Source organism: Paenarthrobacter sp. YIM B13468, from assembly GCF_042788025.1.
Classification (GTDB): domain Bacteria; phylum Actinomycetota; class Actinomycetes; order Actinomycetales; family Micrococcaceae; genus Arthrobacter; species Arthrobacter aromaticivorans.
Map to the genome: position 1 here is coordinate 208,625 of NZ_JBHZPI010000004.1, position 18,293 is coordinate 226,917.

The following is an 18,293-nucleotide window of genomic DNA, read 5'->3' on the forward strand; positions in this document are numbered from 1 at the left end:
ACTCCTAGGCTTCGTTGGCTACCACCAAGTAGCCGGCTTCTGCAACGGCTTCGCCTATTTCTGACGGCGAGAGCTCGCTGGTGGAGGTGATGGTCACGGTGGACAGGCCGCCGGGGTTGAGGTCAACGGAGACGTCTTCCACGCCGTTAAGAGCTTCGAGTTCCTCGCTCACGCTTGAAACACAGTGGCCGCAGGTCATGCCGGAAACGTTGACGTTTGTCTGGATGGTCTGGCTCATGATGCGCTCCCTTGTAGTGAGTTGAATGGTGTGGTGTGTGCTGGCGGAGTTACCGCAACAGGCGCCCGATGGCATCGGTGGCCTCCTTGACTTTGGCGTCGATTTGTTCGGCCCGGGCTTCTGGATTGGGTTCGGAGGCGGCGCCCACCACGCAGTGGCCGATGTGCTCCTCAACGAGCCCAAGGCTGACGGCGTGCAGGGCTTTGGTGGCAGCAGCTACCTGCGTGAGGATGTCGATGCAGTACTTGTCCTCTTCCACCATGCGCGCGATACCGCGGACCTGCCCCTCGATGCGTTTCAGGCGGCGTAGGTATGCATCCTTGTTGCTGGTGTAACCGTGCGGCGCGGCGTGCTCCAGGTCGACTTCGATGGTGGGGAAGTCGCCGCCCGGTTGACTGATACTCAGGTCTGCATGGCTCATGCATCGAATGTATACCCCTTGGGGGTATCAAATCAAGTACCCCCTGGGGGTATCACAAAATGGCGGTCATGCTGTTCCAGCCCTGCCCAATTCGTACAGTGGGCAGCCACGCTCCGCCACTCGCACTGGGATACAGGAAGAGTGCGCCGCTGCTGTCGCGGGCCATAATGTCCGGACGCCCGTCGCCGTTGAAGTCTCCCGGGGCGACGATCGCGGTCATCGGGTTCCATCCCTGTCCCACCTGCTTGCGGTTCCCCCACCAGCCTCCCGTCCCATCGCCGCTATAGAGCCACAGGAGCCCGGAGCCGTCGCGGGCGAGGACATCGGGCGTACCGTTGCTATCGAAATCACCAGTGCCAACGATCGCGGTCAGGGCGTTCCATCCGGCCCCCAGATTGGTTCGGGGAAGCCAATCCCCGCGGCCGTCACCCGGGTACAACCAGAGGATTCCCGACGTGTCCCGGGCCAAAATGTCCGACGTGCCGTCTCCGTTGAAGTCGCCCGGTGTCACGATGGCGGATATGGCGTTCCAGCCTGAGCCGACGTGTACACGGGGCAACCAGCCGCCCGACCCGTTTCCGGGATACATCCACAAATGGCCAGCGCCGTCGCGGGCCAGGACGTCCGGTTTCGTGTCGCCGCTGAAATCGCCAGGACTTACGACGGCGGTCATGGAGTTCCAAGCCGACCCCACCTGTGTGCGGGGTTGCCATCCAGCCGCGCCGTTTCCTGGGTAGAGCCACAGTAGACCTGAAGTGTCACGGGCGAGGACGTCCGTTTTCCAATCGCCACTAAAGTCGTTCTTCAGCTGGGACGGAATGCTCCCGTCAATGACAGCCACGGTTCCGGCCCATTTGGCGACGTAGATTCTGTTAGTGGTCTCGTTAACCGCAATAGCTGTTCCGGACTTCACAAACAGCGTCGACAAAGCAAAAGTTGTGCCATCGATGACTTTGACACCGAGGTAGTTTCCACCGAGGTACACCTTGTTGGTCTTGCCATTGACCGCGATTTTCTCTGGCGTTTCCCCTGTCCTGATATCAATGGGACCGCCGCCCTCACCACCGAAAACGGACAGGACCCCAGTCAGCGATGACAGCGTTCCGTCCCCGAGCAAGATGCGGCCCAGGTAGACCCTGTTGTTCGTTTCATCGACAGCGAGTCCAGCCGGGCTTGAGTTCAGATCCGAGTAGATCGGCTGCACTTGGTTGGAAGCCCCGTCCAAGACTTCGAGTTCCATATAATTGCGGACACGCGAAGCAATGTAGACCTTGTTGGTGACCTGATTGACAGCCAAGTTGGTGGGCCAAGCAACGCTGGAGCCCATGTCGATCTGAGTCACGCTGTTAGTGGCACCATTAATCACTTTCACGCCGTTGGCCAAGACATAAACGCGGTTCGTAGCCTGGTTGATCGCTACTTGTGTTACCCAGTCAGTGTTGATGGTTGTGCTGGCGTTCGTTTTTCCATCGATCACAGACAGGCCCGCCCGGCCACCGACGTAGATTTTGTTCGTGGTTTGGTTGACGGCGATGGCATATGGATCGGGACCAACGGAGACTTGGGTCACGGCATGCGTACTGCCATCAATAACTGCAACCGTTCCGCTCGCTTCGCCGCCTTTGTTACTCACATAGATCTTGTTCGTGGCGATATTAAGGGCCAGATCCGCCGGGACCCCACCTGTTTTCACCTTGGCAGTGGCTTGCGTCCTCGCATTGATGATGGTTAGCCCGTCGTTCGTCGTGACGTACACGGTGTTGGTGACAGGGTTGACGACAATGTTGCTGGCTCCCTCGCCCACGCTAATGTTGTTCACCACGACGTCGGCCCGCGCCGGATTACCCGGCATCGCGCTAAGTACCAGGGACAGCAAGGCGGCGGCCGAAAGCACAGCTGCCAACCGCCGTCGAGGTTCCTCCGAAGTGCGATGAAAAAGCAGAGCTGAATTACCGGCAAAAATTCCCATTGAAATCCCCCAAAATGCCACAGACTTCCCCGCGTCGTGGGCTGGAGTCTACCCCGGCGGCATCGGGAAGGGGAGGCTCAGCGTACTGTTTGCTTTGGCGGAACGAGGATCTCCGCTGAATCCGCTCTTCATAAAGGAGGACACGTGAAAACCTCACCGGCCACCAAAGAACTCGATCCTGCCGCCTATTTTCGCGCCAAGTTGCAGTGTGAGATCGACGTCATGGAAGTGGCGGAGTCGGAGCAGGGCTCCCTCGTGGTGGTGGACACGCGGCGGCAGTCCTCATGGGACCACGGGCATATTCCCGGTGCGGTACATATTCCGACCGCGCAGATTCCGGCGTTGGCTTCAAACCTGATCCCGGCGGCCTCAAAAGTGGTGGTCTATTCGTGGGGTCCGGGTTGCAACGGCAGCACCTTCGCGGCGCTCGCATTCGCCGAACTGGGATATTCCGTGAAGGAAATGATAGGCGGAATCGAGTACTGGATCCGGAACGGCCTACCACTTGAGACTGCTTCCGGCGTCAGCTCGCAGAAGCCCGATCCGCTGGTAACAGCTCACGCGTGATGTCCTTGGAAAGCGGGGTGGGAATGTGGCCGTTTTCGTACTGATCCACGGTGGCGGTTCCTCGGCATGGGACTGGCATCTGGTCAGGCCACTGCTTGAGGCATCCGGGCACGGCGTCGTCGCGGTTGACTTGCCCATCGAGGACGAGGCTGCAGGGCTTGGGGATTACAGCCAAGCAGTGACTGCAGCGGTGGGCGATGCTCAGAACACGATCGTGGTGGGCCACTCGCTGGGAGGCTTTACGGCACCCTTGGTTTGCGAGCAGCTCCACTCGGAAGGCCTTGTGTATTTGGCAGGAATGATCCCACTGCCAGGCGAGACATTCGGCGACTGGTGGATCAACACCCGACACAACCGGGAGACCATTGACCCGGACCCTCAGGAAGCCTTCTTCAACGAGGTCCCTGAAGACCTCGCGGATCAGGCCCGCGACAGGGAGCGCGATCAGCGAGGTGCTTGGATGGCAGGGCCCTGGCCTGGTCGGCATCCAGCCGTCCCCACCATGGCAATACTGTGCCGTGACGACCGGTTCTTTCCGGCTTCATTCATGAGACGCCAAGTACATCAGCGGCTTGGAATCGAACCGGTGGAAATCCCAGGGGGGCACTACGCAGCCTTGAGCCATCCGGAAGCTGTGGCTGCAGTATTGAACGATTTTGCCCAGAAAATCGCCCGAGAGCCGGGCCACTAATGCTCGGCTGTCAGGCCTTCTTCAATTCCTCGGCGAGCATGACGAGAATTCCGCTGGGGCCGCGAAGGTATGTGAGCTTGTAGACGTCGCCATAGGTCGCCACGCCGCGAAGGGGGTGGAATCCGTGCTTTGCAGCTATTTCAAGGGCCTTATCGATATCGTCAACCGAAAAGGCCACGCGGTGCATGCCAATGTCGTTGGGGCGAGTGGGGTCCGACTCGATCGCATCCGGGTGGATGTATTCGAAGAGTTCAAGGCGACCCTGCCCGTCCGGAGTTTGTAGCATCGCGATCTTGGCATGGTTTCCATCAAGTCCTACGGCAATGTCCGCCCACTCGCCGCTGATCGTGTCACGGCCGATGACGGTAAGACCAAGATCGGTGAAAAAGGCGATTGCTTCTTCGATGTCGCGAACAGCGATTCCCACATTCTCAAATTTGATGGCCATGCGTTGAAAGCTACCAAGGTGCAGCGCTTGGCTCCAGCTACTTTGACCACGGATATAGTCGTCCACATATTCAAACTCGTTGCACCGGATGCTTCCTATTACCACTCGTTTGCCGAGTCCGCGAGTGGAATGGGGCCCATCAGGACGGTGCGGGGTTGTTGGCGGACGACGACATCACAAGCCTGGAAGGCTTCGCGGCCTGGGCTCTGCAGGAAGTTTGCGCCCGTTTGGCTGCGGCGGGAGAGCCCGACCGCGTTCTTTTGACTTGTGATGATGCCAATGCGGCGTCCGCCAAGACCATTGAACGTTGTGGCGGCCAGCTTGAGGATCTGCGGGAGGCTGAGAGCGGGCGGTATTTTCGGCGTTACTGGATTGACGTCTCGGCCAAGCCACGTCTAACAAACCAGCCATAAACCCCCGACGCCGGCACTCAGGTTCCGATTGCAACCGTCATGGTTTTTGAAATCTGCGAACCGGCGCTTGCAGCGCCGTAGGAACTGTGAATAGAATCACTGGCACAGGGTAAGAATTGAGACTTCCTGTTGGAGGTCTCAATCTGCCCATTTTTTGTTTTACAGGCGACGACCTCTGACGAAACGGTTTCACGACAGAGAGGTCGAACGAATGTCTAGCTTGGTCCTTCGCGGTGTGCACGATGTCGTGTCCTACATCGATGCCCGCCCCAGAATTTCCGGTCGAGCAGGCCTTATCTGGTGGCTGGCTTTGGGTGGCCTGTTCCTGGATGCCTTTTCCAACTCGGCATTGAGTGCCGGGCTCGGTCCGATGACCAGAGACCTGCACCTGAGCCCAACACAGATAGCGATCCTGACGTCCTTGGCCTCCTGGGTAGCCATTGCGTTCAATCCAATCGGCGGCTGGATGGCGGACAGGTGGGGGAGGATCCCACCGCTCATCTTTGCCAAGTTCCTTGCTTTCGCCGGCGCTGGCTTCGCGGCCTTCGCACCGACTTTTGAGCTTGTTCTGGTGGGCAGGTTCTTCGTAGGTGCTGCTTATGGCATTGATTTTGCGATTGCGATGGCCGTTTTGGCGGAATTCACGCCGGCGCGCTTGAAGAGCCGCCTGAATACGTGGCAGGGAATCTGGTACACGGCTGTCAGCAGCAATCTGATTCTGGCGATTGCTTTCTACAATTTGGGGGTCGGCGACTCGATTTGGCGGTTTGCGGTTGGCTCTGCCGGGGTGGTGGCACTGGCGCTGTTCCTGGCACAGATCATCTTCATGGTTGAAAGCCCCACCTGGGCGGCCCGAAAAGGGCTCTTGGACCGCGCCGCTGCTTCCATGAGCAAAATCTACGGGCAGGACTTCACTCCCGCTCCGCTGGCGGACCGCACCCCGATCCTGAACATGGCTAACAGGGGCGCTGCCAATATCGCCCTCATCTTCCGGGGTACCTATCTGCCACGAACGATCCTGGCGGCCACCGTGCAGATTGGCCAGTCCATCCAATACTTCGCGGTCGGCTGGTACTTACCCATCATCAGCCTCACCCTTTTCGGGTCAGACTTCGTAGTGGCAACCTTAGGGGCCTTGGTCTTCAACGTATTTGGCATTATCGGCGGCTTCATGTCGCCAAGGATCGGCAAGGTACTTGGCCTTCGTCGGGCCTCAGCAATCGGATTTGGGGCAGTGTTCGTGATGCTCCTGATCCTGGGCTTCTTCTACGAGACCCTGCCGATTTTCCTTGCCTTCCTGGTGCCGTCCTTGTTCATCCTGTTCCACTCCGGTGGTCCAGGCGCTAACGGCAAGAGCATCTCCACGCTCTCCTTCCGGAGCGAACTCCGGGCGGGCGCCAACGGTGTGATCGGAGCATTGGGCAGTACTGGCGCGGCATTGGGATTGTTGATCTTCCCGCTTTTGAAAGCAGAACTGGGACTGGGGCCAACGTTCCTTATCCTGTCCGCGGTTCCCCTGGCTGCCTGCATCATTTGCTCCATCATCAAGTGGGATCCAACCCGCGCACCCGTCAGCCCCGACGAGGAGACCGACGCGCCTCAATTCAGGAACGACGCCGCCCAAGTCGCCGTCCCCACCCGCTGACACGGAAAAGAGGAAGCTTTATGGGAAATTCGGCCGTTCTGGCAATAGACGAAGGCACCACAGGGACACGGGCGGCGTGGGTTACCTCCGACGGCGGAGTCCATGGCTTGGAGTATCGACGGTTGTCTGTCTCAAGCCCCCGCCCTGGTGTGGTGGAGCAGGACGCCAACGAAATTCTGGACAAGACGCTGGACGCGTGCCGTGCAGTCCTCAATCGCGCCGCTGATGAGGGTGTCGACATTCAAGGGATCGCGCTTGCCACGCAACGCTCGACTGCCGTCCTTTGGGACACCGTTACAGGGCAGGCACTGGTGCCGGCCATGGTTTGGCAGGACAGCCGATACGCTACTGAACTTGCCATCTTGGGAGAGGAATGGAACGAACGGCTTGTCGCATCAGTTGGGCGCCCTGCGGGAGTACGTTCCCCCTATCTCTGGGCCGCCCATCATCTGAGGGAAACCCGCGAAGTGGAAGTCGCGTTTCGGGAACGCCGCTTAGGCTTTGGCACCGTTGAGACCTGGCTGTTGTGGAGTCTCACCGCCGAACGCTCATACGTTGCTACAACGACGAATGCGACGTCGGCCGGCGGTTACATTCTGAGCGACCATGCTTATGAGCGGGGCTGGATCGAGGCCCTGGGTTTTCCCTCGGACTTACTGCCCGAGCTGCGTCAGGATGCCGATCACCTTGGTCACAGCGACAGTTCCAAATTGGGCATTTCAGTGCCAGTGCTGTCCGCCATGGGTGATCAGCATGCCGGTACCGTGGGTTTGGGATGCTTGCGTCCCGGACAAGCAATGTGCGTTCACGGCACGGGCAGCTTTGTCGATCTTGTGACGGGCAGCAACATGCCGGCGCGGCCGGGGCTGTACGAAGGGACGGTAAGCCTGGCTGCATGGCGCCGGCACCACGAAACCACCTATGCGGTGGAAACATTTACCGCGACAACGGGTTCGGCGCTGGACTGGGTATGCAGCACTCTTGGCTGGTTCGACTCTCCGCAGAGAATCAGTGAATTGGCTGCCACGGTGGACGGCTCCAACGGCGTTATGTTCATTCCCGCTCTGACCGGTCTCCGCATGCCGGTTGTAGAACCGAACGCCCGTGCATCGCTGACTGGATTCTCGATGTCCAGTACTTTGCCGGAAATCGCCTACGCAATCCTGGAAGGCGTTGCCCATTCTGTGGCCAGCAGTGTGGAGGCCAACGAGGCAGTGTCCGGCATTTCCGTAACCGAGATCGCAGTGGGCGGCGGAATGTCGGCCAGTGATCCCCTGATCCAGATGCAGGCTGACCTGACAGGCATCCCCATGCGTCGCTTGAATTCCTGTGACACGGCAAGCCTGCGTGGCGCCGCATTCATGGGTGCCGCGGACGGTTTGCTCTGGAGTTCCCTTACCGAAGCCGTCGAATGCCTGGGTCCAGGAGACCTCTTCGAACCACGACTAACCGCCGCTGAGCAACTCGGCCGCCGCGATGCATGGAATTCGCGTATCGCCAGTGAGTTGGCGCTTGTCCGTGACTCCTGACACCGACTACCAGCCACGACCCAAGACAATTGAGAGAGACATACCTTCATGATTTCCATGCCCTCACGCAAACCGAAAGCCGGGCGTGCCCGGATGGTTACGGACAGCCCCCTGAAATTGGACAGGGCTGAGCAGATCAACCGCCTGGATGGCGGAGAATTCGACATCATTATTGTCGGTGGCGGTGTCACAGGAGCCTATGCGGCCATGGACGCGGCACTACGCGGCTACCAGGTGGCATTGCTGGAAAAGGATGACTTCGCCTCGGGCACCTCTTCCAAATCGTCCAAGATGATCCATGGCGGGCTTCGGTATATCGAACAGGGCAACCTACCGCTGGTGCGACACTCGCTCCTGGAACGCCATCGACTGCGTAAAAACGCTCAACACCTGGTCCAACGGTTGCCGTTCCTGTTTCCGGTGCTCTCGCATGCGGGTGTCTTTGACCGCCGCCTTGCAGCAGGATTTGAAAGTCTTCTCTGGACCTACGATCTGGCGGGCGGGTGGCGCGAGGGCATACTCCATCAGAAGTTGACCAAAAATGAAGTCCTTTCCCACTGCCCTACGTTCAAAGCTGAAAACCTTGAGAGCGGCTTCCTGTATTACGACGCACGCGCCGACGACGCGAGGCTGACGCTGACCTTGGCCCGCACCGCAGCATTCCACGGAGCAACCGTGCTTAACGGTGCAAAAGTCACTGAGGTGACCCGCCAGGGCGGCCAAGTAAACGGAGTAGTTATCGAAACCGGAACCCGGGAGCTTCGCGCCAGCGCCAGCGCTGTCATCATCGCCACTGGTGTTTGGCTTCGGGACTGGACCGGTGCCGGCAAAGAAGTTGACGCGCCCAATATCCGGCCAGCCAAGGGCGTTCACATTGCAGTCCCATGGACCAAAATCCGCAACGACTGCACGGTAACCATCCCGGTTCCAGGACGCAACCGGCGCGCCACTATCACCCGCTGGGGCAATACGTCCTACCTGGGCACCACTGACGAGGACTACAACGGCAACCTCGACGATGTGAACTGTACTCGCGAGGAGATGGACTTCCTCCTGGAAGGCGCCCGGTCCGCACTCAACATCGATGTAGAGCCGGAGGACGTGCTTGGCAGCATAGGCGGTTGCCGGCCCCTGGTTGCACCTCCGGGAGGGAAAACCCTGGAAGTTAAACGCAACCACGAGATCCGTACCGACCCGGATGGGCTGGTGACCGTCGTCGGAGGCAAGCTCACCACTTCCAGGCACATGGCCGAACAGACCATTGACGCAGCGCAGAAAGTGTTGGGAGAAAACCGCCGCTGCCGAACCAAGAACGCCTACCTGCTAGGTGCTGCTGGTTACGACGCTGAGGCGATTGTTGCCTCAGGTGGCCTTGCTTCGCATTTGGGGGAGCGGTACGGGACAGAAGCCCGATTCGTCACGGACATTCTGGCGGAGGACCCAGGGCTGAACAAGCCGATCATTGACGGCTTGCCCTACTTGGAAGCGGAGGTCATTTATTCCGCACGCCATGAGATGGCCCGCAATGTCGATGACATCATGTCCCGCCGGACCCGGGCCCGGCTTGTCGCCCGGGACGCCTCTGCGGAAGCTGCAGAGCGGGTGGGCCAGCTGCTCATGAAAGAACTCGACCTGCCCGCAACGGAAATTGATGCCCAGGTTGCCAGCTACAAGAACCAAACCGCGCATGAACGCGCCATCCTGATGGGAGAGAACTAGACAATGATCAGCAAGGAAGCAGTAAAACGCGGCTACAACCGAGGCAATTACACTGTAGGTGCGCCGACTCAGCCGCACTTCGCCCAGACCTTGGGGTCCCTTGACGGGAAGGCTGCCTACTCCACAAACCCAGCCACGATCAACACGGACATTTTGGATAAGTTGGCTTCAGTCGCGGACAGGATTGTCACTGAACCCCAAGAAGTGCTGGACGGTACCCGCGACTGGTGGGCCGGCACAATGATTGCAGAAACGGGCGGGCAGCCAGCCACTTCGGACGCCGTGATTGTCCACGTCTCCAGCGTTGAGCAGGTGCAGGACATCATGCGGATAGCCTCGGCATCTGGCATCCCGGTAACGGTCTCGGCAGGACGCAGCAACGTCACCGGTGCGGCGCTGCCCATTGCCGGTGGCCTCGTGTTGGACGTCTGTGGCTTGGACAAAGTCACCAGCTTCGATGAGGAGAGTCAGATCGTTGAAGTGGAGGCCGGCGTCTTTGGAGACATTTTCGAGCAGACAATCCAGGCCAACTACGGCATGACCATGGGCCATTGGCCCTCCTCTTATGCCATCAGCACTGTGGGTGGGTGGGTCGCCTGCCGCGGGGCCGGCCAACTTTCCACCCGTTACGGCAAGATCGAGGACATGGTCCACGGACTCGATGTGGTTCTGGCCAACGGGGAAGTGATCAGTGTAGGCAATGGTGCCCGGGCCGCCGTCGGTCCCGATCTGCTCCAGCTCTTTATCGGGTCGGAAGGAACTTTGGGCATTATCACCAAAGTCCGTCTCAAACTGCATCGGCTGCCTGATTACGGCCGTGCGGTTGCCTATGGGTTCGCGACCTTCGCCGAAGGGCTGGAAGCATGTCGGCAAATAATGCAGCAGGGGGCAACGCCAGCCGCGCTCCGCCTATACGACAACCTTGAAAGCGGCGTGCAATTTGACCTTCCGGATACCAACGTCCTGTTGGTGGCAGATGAGGGTACCCAGGAACTAGTGGATGCAGGGATGGTAATCAGTGAACGCGTCTGCGCCGCAACGGGTAGCGAGCTCAACGGAGAAATGATCTTCGAGCGATGGCTCGATACCAGGTACCTCACGGGTAAGAGTGCCGAGGGTTTCAAACGAGGACCCGGTTTTGTGGCCGACACCCTGGAGATGATCGGCAATTGGAAGGAATTGCCCGCCATCTACACCGAAGTCGTTGACGCACTCAACGCCATACCCGGTACTCTCGCAGGCTCCGCGCATCAATCACACGCGTACATTGATGGAGCATGTTTGTACTTCTCCGTGCGCGGCGATGTTGAAGTGGATGAACGTGCCAAGTGGTACAGGTCCGCGTGGGACGCCGCCAACAAAGTCATCATCCGGCATGGGGCGACGCTGAGCCATCATCACGGCGTTGGCTTGTTGCGCGCACCCTACATGGAGGCGTCCTTGGGCGGCGGGCTCGAAGTACTCCGGGCGGTTAAAGGTGCGCTGGATCCCAAAAACCTTCTGAACCCGGGCAAACTGGGTCTTTAGCGTGCGCCTGTGCAGGTGACCCGCATACAACGACGAGGATCCAAAGATGATTGAATTTCCACAGGAACTGGACCTTCGGCTCAGCCGCAATCCTGTGATCGGCTCCGTATTCGGCGTCGACGCGGTGCCAGGCTTTCTCGGCTCAGGATGTCAGGTGTGCATCCTTGCCCATGTGGCATTGCATGAGCTTGAAGGACTGCTTCACTCTCTGACGGCTGCCGGCAAGTTCACTTTTGTGAACATCGATGCCTGCTCCGGGCTGGGGCAGGACCGGGGCGCCGTGGAATATCTAAAGAAGATCGGCACTGAGGGATTGGTCAGCACCAAGACGGCTTTGATCCAGCGCGCCAACACCATGGAAATGGTGACAATGCAGAAGGTCTTCGTGACGGACCGGTCCAACCTGCCGCGCAGCACCGGGGCTGTTGAACAGAGCAAACCCCACTTGGTCCAGGTGATGCCGTGGCCCGTTATCGCCCACCTTTCACCGGCAGAACTCAGCAGCCTCACCCCCTTCGTTGCTGCCGGCTTCATCCGTACGGGCGGCGATGTGGCGAGGGCCCTGAGGGAAGGTGCCAAAGCGGTTTCCACTAGCGCTGCCGAGCTATGGGATCTGGCCGGACGAGACAGCGTCGAAACGTCAACAAACTGATACTCAACTCATAAGACAAGGAACGGAATGTCAGAGACGCACTTCCAAGTAATTGCCCATTATCACGCCATCACCCAAGAAGTAGAGGAAGTCGCCGGGTTGCTCGGCAAGCTGGCGGAGGCCAGCCGTCAGGAGGAGGCGAATCTGGCCTACGACTATTTTCAATCCGTGAACGATCCAGGACACTTCGTGATCCTGGAGAAGTACACCGATGCAGCTGGTTTCGCCGCCCACCGAACGTACGAACATTTCAAGACCTTGGCCATTGGCGAGATCCTTCCGCGCCTGAATAGCCGAACCATTGAAACGTATGAAGGCCGTGGCGATGCGTAGCGCCGTGCTCCGCCGCGCTGGCGCCCCGTACCCATACGCGGACAGCAGTCCCCTCAAACTCGAAGAGCTTGAACGTCCAAAACCGCGCGCGGGGGAGGTGCAGGTGAGAATCGAGCGTGCGAGCCTGTGCCACTCGGACCTTTCCGTTGTCAACGGAAGCCGACCCCGACCCCTTCCAATGGTTCTGGGCCACGAAGCTGCGGGTACGGTTACCGAAGTCGGCTCAGGCGTAATGGATATTAAGCGCGGAGACCACGTCGTGATCGTTTTCGTGCCCAGCTGCGGTAACTGTTCGGCGTGCAACGCTGGTCGCCCAGCGTTATGTCGCCGGGGTGCCGAAGCAAATACCAGCGGCGACCTGCTCCACGGGGATGCCCTGCTCATTGGCGGCTCAGGTGAACGCATTAACCATCACCTGGGTGTTTCCGCTTTCGCCGAATATGCCGTCGTTGCCCGCGAATCCCTCGTGGTGATCGATGAGGACGTGCCCATGGATGTCGCCGCCATGTTTGGCTGCGCCGCACTCACTGGTGTCGGCGCAGTACTTAACACGGCCCAAGTAATGGAAGGCCAGTCAGTCATTGTGTTCGGTCTCGGGGCGGTGGGGCTAATGGCCGTGATGGCAGCAGCGCAAATTCCCGGAACAACAGTCATTGCCATTGACCCGCTGGCAGAGAAACAGCAACTCGCATTGTGCTGCGGCGCCGACTACGCGGCAGGGCCCGACGAGGCGGCTGACTTGGTCGCCGCCCACACGGAAGAGGGCGTTGACGTATCAATCGAGGCAGTGGGGCACGCCAAGGTTATGGAAGCATGTCTCTCACTGCTGGCGCGCGGCGGAGTCCTGGTATCGGTGGGCCTACCTGACCCGAAGCAAACCCTGACCGTCCAGGCCCTCCAATTCGCCGGCATGGGCAAACGTCTGCTGGGGTCCTACATGGGGGATTCGGTGCCCAGCCGGGACATTCCCCTTTACATCCAGATGTGGCGGGAAGGGCGACTCCCCGTGGAGCTGCTGCATACGGACACCAAACCGCTGTCCGAGATCAATGAAGCCTTGGACGCGCTCGCAAATGGAAGCATCGTCCGGCGCCTTTTCACCACTGCCGAGCCATAGCGCTGGCAAACCGCCCACACCAAACCCCGACGTCGGCACTCACGCGGGTGCCGACGTCGGGGGCTTCTATTCGGTCTCGGCTTCCTTCAGAACCAGCGCGGTCCCCTGGAACGCCCGCAGCTCGAGGAAGAAGCTGCCAAGATCATCCACTTGCCCCACGTTTTCGCCGCTGAAAAGATCGTGGACGCTGGCTCCAGGGACAAGATGGGAGGACTGTATGCTGCCTGCGATGTCCTGGTCGGAGAAGTTCAGGACCGTGACTTCAAGCTCGCCGTTGCCGAGTTGGTTGACCAGGACTAGCAGCCCGCGGTTGGAAACATCGGGCACGTCCAGCAAAGTGCTCGTTGCGATCCCTGACTCTTCCCTTACTTTCAGGATCTGCTGGAGGCGTCGGGCGTAGGAGGCTGGATCCTTGAGCTGTTCAGGCAGCGGACCGTAGAGGCTCCGGGCACGCGCCATGCCCGCGAGGGAGGTCTTGGCGTCGGGGCTCGTCCCCATGAGGTCGTGTGCCCCGCGGTTGATCCACCGGGTGTCGCCCTGCGAGGTGAGCTCCCGGACCGTTTCGCGATCCAAGGCGGTGATGCCGGTGAGGTCCCAGCCGGAAAGCGCGAAAACGCCAGGCTGCAGCGCGTTGTACATTGACAGGAGCACGTGGGCATCCAGGACCTGGGACTCTTGCTCCGGCGTTATCGAGTCCGGGTCTTTGATTCCCAGCGCCGCCATGAGGAAGCTGACGGTGGTGCAGGCGATGCCGTTGGTGGTGAAGACCGCGTTGTAGGGCCCGTTCTCACCGGTGAGGCGTTCCCGCAGGGTGCTTTGAACCTTCTCGGCAACCTCGGCGCCCGTTAATTCTTCGCCCCCAAGCTCGAAGATGTCTTCCCTGTGGCCAGCGGCAAAGTGAAGCAGCTCGTAGGTCAGTTCGTCGTGGTTCTGCAGTGCGTGCACCAGCGAGGCCTGGTCCACACCGATCTCCATGGCCAACCGAAGCGTCAGCCGTAGGAACTCGGTATCACCGGTGACCAGCGCGTAGTGGTAGGCCGGCCGGGTGATGAAGTCGTACGAGAGATCCGGGCCAGACTCGGACTGCGCCTTGATGTCATCAATGGTGAGGTTGAGTTCCTGGAAGGAGAACCCACCCACTTTGCGGATCATCGAGCCAATGAGCTGATTCGCTGCCTCGGACAGGGGGTGGCCTTCTGACCAACCCGGCTGCTCCTCCGCGCTCTTCTCCACGCCGAGGAACCCGTTGGCATCCAGCCGCAGGGCGCCGGTGCCCAGGTCCAGGAGGGAGTGCAGCGCATCGCCCACCACCAACCGCATCCCGGCGAATGTGGGGTCAAGCCAGTTAATGGATGGTTGACCGGCCTTGAAGTAGTGGAGGTACACCCAGCGGCGGGTTTTGCCGGTGGTATCCACAATCGGCCTGGTGGCGCTCCAGTTGGTCTCCTTGACCCCGGGTTCGTAGAAGATCACGCGTTGGAGCCTGCCGATGATGTACCCGGCTTTTTGCAGGGCCTGCTCGGCGTCTGGACTGATATTCACTGAATCTTCGCCCTCGGGAACATCGGGCAGCAGGTGCCAGTCTTCCTCAGGGATATCCACCATGTGATAGATGCCCGGGTAGTCCCGGAAGTTCATCTCGGCAAGACGGAAGTCGGCGCCTTTGCCTGTATGGCCGGGCACGATGTCGTCGATGACCGTCCCGTCGTGATCTGCGGCGACTTCGCACATCCGGCGGAATTCTTCTTCGGTGCCGAATGCCGGATCGATCGCCATGCTGATGCGGTCAAAGTGACCATCTACGCTGGGCGTTTGGGACCAACCGCTGATGCCTCCGGCCAGCTTGACGGGACCGGTGTGGAGACCACGGATGCCGATCTCCCGAAATGCTTTCCAGAGCCCGGGCTCTCCCAACGCCGACAGGAATGACTGACCTTCGCGGGTGATGAAGGAGAGAGGGTAGGCCGTGAACCAAACGGGTGCGCGCTCCACAGCAGCCCTGGGGTTTGGCCGGGCGTAGGCGTTCTGCCACATGCTTGCTTGGCCTGAGAGTTGCCGGGCCATGGTGTTGGCGTCGCCGAGCATCGACTGGTTGCGAAGCCAGTCCACATACGTGGGATTGCGCCCATCGAATTCCAAGGAAGGCCTGGCAGCAAAGAATTGCCGGCGCCGTGCGATCGGCCGTAGCGCCTTTGGGCGAGCGGGATAGAACTGTTCGTCGAAGGTGATCTCGGGTGACTCTGTGGCGGTTTCGTCGGCTTGCGTTTCCTGCGGATCCTCCGTTGTTTCGTCTGGATTCCCGTTGGTTTCTGACACGCTCTCGCTGACTACAGGCTCCCGCACAGCTTTCTCCTTTACGTGGTCGCCGCGTCAACGCCGACCGTCCGAGGGGGTCGTTCAAGAGGTCACGTACCCGGGCTTGCCCGGAGTATTCATGCTAGTCACGACGGCATGGGGTTTGTCGAGCTTGGGAGAAGTGAGTCGTCAGGTTGCTGGCCAATGACGTGATTCCAGGGCGCCCGAACGTCTGAGCTCAGAAGTCAAGCAGCTGGATTTCACTGGAACCATCGCTGTACGTCACGTGAACGGGCACTCCTCGGTCAGTCGCGTTCTGCAACTCATTTCCGGGAAGCCAAAAGGCGAATTGGCCTTTCGCTACGGTTGCGAGCACTTCTTCCTTGTCAGCGTTGGTGTAGGAAACACCTGTGACATCGGCACCCACGCGGCCTGACGCAATCGAGATGGGCTTGTCTGCGATTACTCCCGTTCCCAGTTGAGTAGCAGCGATGCCTCGGGCGGGGAGGGCGGTGACATTAGCCGGTTTACCGATGGAACCTATGATCCCTTTGCGGAACCAGGCTGCCGTGGCATCGGTAGTGCATGTTGCTTCAAAGCCGTCAGCTCCAGTGAGAACGACCGTGACCCAGGCACCGCGCCGCTCGGCGATGGCTACTTCCGCAGCCGAAAGTTCGGTCGAGTACATGCCACCGCCTACGTTCTGTTTCGAGTTACGGCAGTCTGAGACGGCGTTGTCACGGTCTGAGCCAGTGAGTGTCCCGGGGGCTGCCGTCCAGGTCGCGAAGGCCGGGTCGCCTCCCGAGAGTGCCGGCATGATGACAAATCCGGCTGTAACTGCTGCCGCCAGGCCTGCAAGAGTGAGCGCGCGTCGGCGCTGGCGGATCTTGGGTTTATTGGACTCGTGGCTATCTGGCAATGTGCTGCTGGAGGCAATTGCTGCTTGAGAACTGAGTATGCGGTTCAGGTCCGCGTGCGCCCGGATAGGATCCGGCGGTGAACTTTGTTCTGCTGCGTCCATGGAGCGCAGAAGTGTGTCGAGTCTCTGATCACTTTTCATAGCGTTGCTGCCTTTTCAGGTGATGCCGCCGAAGTATCGGAAGCATGATGAGGGAGGTGGTCAAGGAGGAGCCGCAAGGCCCGTCTGGCGCGAGTCAATCTCAGACGGAAAGCCACCGGTGAGATTCCCAGGACCTTGGCAGCTTGCGGCGCGGCAAGGTTTTCAAACACGGCGAGTCCCAGGGCTTCCTGATGAGCTTCAGACAGAAGCTGCCAAGCACGGCTCAGATCAATGAGGTGATCGACCAGTTCGGCGTGCGAGGCGTTGAAAGCATCCGTTGTTGTTTCAGCCAGCCGAACACCTAACGCTTGACGTCGCCGTTCTCCACGGTGAGCGTTCAGGAGGAGATTCCGTGCGATTCCGAAAAGCCAGGCCCGGGCGTCACTTTCATTCGCTGGAGCTTCAGAGAAGCGTTTCCAGACGATGAGAAACGCCTCTGCGACCACGTCCTCAGCACTTGCTGGTTCCGTCCGCCGCTGAACGAACCGCAAAAGGTCGGTATATGCAGCTTCGTATAACGACCGGAAGGCGTCCGCCCTATCAGGGGCTCTCGATAGATGACTCATACCTTATACCTGTCCGCCACCTGCCTAAATGTGTCGCCGATGATCGAACAATTCTGGCAGCTACTCTGGAACTCCAACCCACGCAGGCCCAAAGGCGAAGAGTACCCATGAAAATAGTTGTCATCGGCGGCAGTGGCCACATTGGTTCGTTCCTCGTGCCCAGGCTCGTCAACGCGGGCCATGAGGTGGCCAACATCAGCCGCGGAATCCGCCAGGCCTACACCGACACACCCGAGTGGCAGCAGGTCCGCCAGGTCACAGCGGACCGGGAGCAGGAGGACCGGGACGGCACCTTCGGTGACCGGATCGTGGAACTGGGTGCCGACGTCGTGATTGACCTGGTCTGCTTTACGCTCGACTCCGCCACCGCGCTGGTGAACCGACTCCGCGGCGAGGTGGGCCACCTCCTTCACTGCGGTTCTATTTGGCGGTATGGCGCCAGCATGAAGCTGCCCATCGCGGAGGGCTCGGATTCTGCTGCGGCCCCAACCGATGAGTATGGCATCCAGAAGCGCGCAATAGCCCGCATGTTGAAGGAAGAGACGGCTTCAGGCGGGCTGGCCACAACGTCGTTGCACCCCGGTCACATCGTCGGACCTGGATGGCAGCCGATCGGGCCACTTGGAAACCTGGACCCATCCGTGTGGGAGACGATCTCCGCCGGGCGGCCGCTAAAGGTTCCCGGAAGTGGCACTGAGCTGATGCATCACGTGCACGCCGACGACGTCGCGCAAGCCTTCGAGAAAGCCGTCCAGCGACGTGAAGCGGCGGCCGGGGAGGACTTCAACATCGTTGCTCCCACCGCCCTAACGGTTCGCGGATACGTCGGGATCGCCGCGTCCTGGTTCGGGAAAGAACCTCGCCTCGAGCCAGTCAGCTGGGAGGAGTTCCGCAGGGTCTCCGCGCCTGGGCACGCGGATACGAGCTGGAGCCACCTGTCACGCAACCATTGCTTCAGCATCGAGAAAGCCAAGTCCCTGCTGGGTTACGCGCCCCGGTATGAGCCGGAACAGGCGGTGCGAGAGTCCATCGAGTGGCTCATCGACCACAAACAACTCAGCGTCGGCAACCTCGCCACCAGTTAAAGCTCGACGTCGGCACTC

At 60.0% G+C, this 18,293-nt stretch carries 18 protein-coding genes; 11 read left to right on the forward strand and 7 right to left on the reverse strand.

Features of this window, described 5'->3' with window-relative positions:
* Positions 1 to 4: 4 nt before the first annotated feature.
* From ACFX4T_RS06035 to ACFX4T_RS06045, 3 genes are read right to left on the reverse strand one after another with little or no spacing between them, the layout of a single operon-like run.
* On the reverse strand, positions 5 to 238 hold the full coding sequence (locus tag ACFX4T_RS06035) for a heavy-metal-associated domain-containing protein (RefSeq protein ID WP_223935099.1): 234 nt from the start codon (positions 236 to 238) through the stop codon (positions 5 to 7).
* Between the two features lie 49 nt (positions 239 to 287).
* On the reverse strand, positions 288 to 659 hold the full coding sequence (locus ACFX4T_RS06040; protein WP_223947386.1) for a metal-sensitive transcriptional regulator: 372 nt from the start codon (positions 657 to 659) through the stop codon (positions 288 to 290).
* Positions 660 to 711: 52 nt separating this feature from the next.
* Complete coding sequence (locus ACFX4T_RS06045; protein WP_377651171.1) at positions 712 to 2,553, reverse strand: FG-GAP-like repeat-containing protein; 1,842 nt, start codon at positions 2,551 to 2,553, stop codon at positions 712 to 714.
* A 297-nt stretch (positions 2,554 to 2,850) separates the two neighbouring features.
* Here ACFX4T_RS06045 and ACFX4T_RS06050 point away from each other — a divergent pair, with 297 nt between their 5' ends.
* A complete protein-coding gene (locus ACFX4T_RS06050; protein WP_377651172.1) occupies positions 2,851 to 3,195 on the forward strand; it encodes a rhodanese-like domain-containing protein in 345 nt (114 codons plus the stop codon).
* 25 nt (positions 3,196 to 3,220) lie between these two features.
* Positions 3,221 to 3,886: an alpha/beta fold hydrolase gene (locus ACFX4T_RS06055; RefSeq protein WP_377651117.1), complete on the forward strand. Its 666-nt coding sequence runs from the start codon at positions 3,221 to 3,223 to the stop codon at positions 3,884 to 3,886.
* Positions 3,887 to 3,896: 10 nt separating this feature from the next.
* On the opposite strand, the gene ACFX4T_RS06060 is transcribed toward ACFX4T_RS06055, so the two are convergent.
* Positions 3,897 to 4,334: a VOC family protein gene (locus ACFX4T_RS06060; RefSeq protein WP_377651118.1), complete on the reverse strand. Its 438-nt coding sequence runs from the start codon at positions 4,332 to 4,334 to the stop codon at positions 3,897 to 3,899.
* A gap of 158 nt (positions 4,335 to 4,492) precedes the next feature.
* On the opposite strand from ACFX4T_RS06060, the gene ACFX4T_RS06065 reads away from it, so the two are divergent.
* From ACFX4T_RS06065 to ACFX4T_RS06100, 8 genes are all read left to right on the forward strand, one after another.
* On the forward strand, positions 4,493 to 4,747 hold the full coding sequence (locus ACFX4T_RS06065) for a GNAT family N-acetyltransferase (protein ID WP_377651119.1): 255 nt from the start codon (positions 4,493 to 4,495) through the stop codon (positions 4,745 to 4,747).
* Positions 4,748 to 4,958: 211 nt separating this feature from the next.
* A complete protein-coding gene (locus tag ACFX4T_RS06070; RefSeq protein WP_377651120.1) occupies positions 4,959 to 6,392 on the forward strand; it encodes a nitrate/nitrite transporter in 1,434 nt (477 codons plus the stop codon).
* A gap of 20 nt (positions 6,393 to 6,412) precedes the next feature.
* Positions 6,413 to 7,921, forward strand: coding sequence for an FGGY family carbohydrate kinase (locus ACFX4T_RS06075; protein ID WP_377651121.1), 1,509 nt, complete (start codon positions 6,413 to 6,415; stop codon positions 7,919 to 7,921).
* A gap of 48 nt (positions 7,922 to 7,969) precedes the next feature.
* The gene (locus ACFX4T_RS06080) at positions 7,970 to 9,640 is read left to right on the forward strand and encodes an FAD-dependent oxidoreductase (protein WP_377651122.1); all 1,671 of its coding nucleotides are present in this window, start codon (positions 7,970 to 7,972) and stop codon (positions 9,638 to 9,640) included.
* 3 nt (positions 9,641 to 9,643) lie between these two features.
* On the forward strand, positions 9,644 to 11,167 hold the full coding sequence (locus ACFX4T_RS06085) for an FAD-binding oxidoreductase (RefSeq protein ID WP_377651123.1): 1,524 nt from the start codon (positions 9,644 to 9,646) through the stop codon (positions 11,165 to 11,167).
* A gap of 46 nt (positions 11,168 to 11,213) precedes the next feature.
* A complete protein-coding gene (locus ACFX4T_RS06090) occupies positions 11,214 to 11,819 on the forward strand; it encodes a glycerol-3-phosphate responsive antiterminator (RefSeq protein ID WP_377651124.1) in 606 nt (201 codons plus the stop codon).
* Positions 11,820 to 11,846: 27 nt separating this feature from the next.
* Complete coding sequence (locus tag ACFX4T_RS06095) at positions 11,847 to 12,152, forward strand: putative quinol monooxygenase (RefSeq protein WP_216924558.1); 306 nt, start codon at positions 11,847 to 11,849, stop codon at positions 12,150 to 12,152.
* Positions 12,145 to 13,269, forward strand: coding sequence for an alcohol dehydrogenase catalytic domain-containing protein (locus tag ACFX4T_RS06100; RefSeq protein ID WP_377651125.1), 1,125 nt, complete (start codon positions 12,145 to 12,147; stop codon positions 13,267 to 13,269). The genes ACFX4T_RS06095 and ACFX4T_RS06100 overlap by 8 nt, the downstream gene beginning before the upstream one ends.
* Positions 13,270 to 13,335: 66 nt before the next feature.
* Here ACFX4T_RS06100 and treS read toward each other — a convergent pair whose 3' ends face one another.
* The 3 genes from treS to ACFX4T_RS06115 all read right to left on the reverse strand — a co-directional run bounded on the left by treS (position 13,336) and on the right by ACFX4T_RS06115 (position 17,190).
* Entirely contained in the window at positions 13,336 to 15,612 is a 2,277-nt protein-coding gene (gene treS, locus ACFX4T_RS06105) for a maltose alpha-D-glucosyltransferase (protein WP_377651126.1), read from the reverse strand.
* A gap of 190 nt (positions 15,613 to 15,802) precedes the next feature.
* Complete coding sequence (locus ACFX4T_RS06110; protein WP_377651127.1) at positions 15,803 to 16,624, reverse strand: hypothetical protein; 822 nt, start codon at positions 16,622 to 16,624, stop codon at positions 15,803 to 15,805.
* Positions 16,621 to 17,190 carry an RNA polymerase sigma factor gene (locus ACFX4T_RS06115; RefSeq protein WP_377651128.1) on the reverse strand — a complete coding sequence of 190 codons (570 nt, stop codon included), beginning with the start codon at positions 17,188 to 17,190 and terminating at the stop codon, positions 16,621 to 16,623. Before ACFX4T_RS06115 ends, ACFX4T_RS06110 begins: the two co-directional genes overlap by 4 nt.
* A 107-nt stretch (positions 17,191 to 17,297) precedes the next feature.
* Between ACFX4T_RS06115 and ACFX4T_RS06120 the strand changes: the two genes are divergently transcribed.
* Positions 17,298 to 18,275 (forward strand): NAD-dependent epimerase/dehydratase family protein, encoded by a 978-nt coding sequence (locus ACFX4T_RS06120; RefSeq protein ID WP_377651129.1) that lies wholly within the window; start codon positions 17,298 to 17,300, stop codon positions 18,273 to 18,275.
* Positions 18,276 to 18,293: the final 18 nt, after the last annotated feature.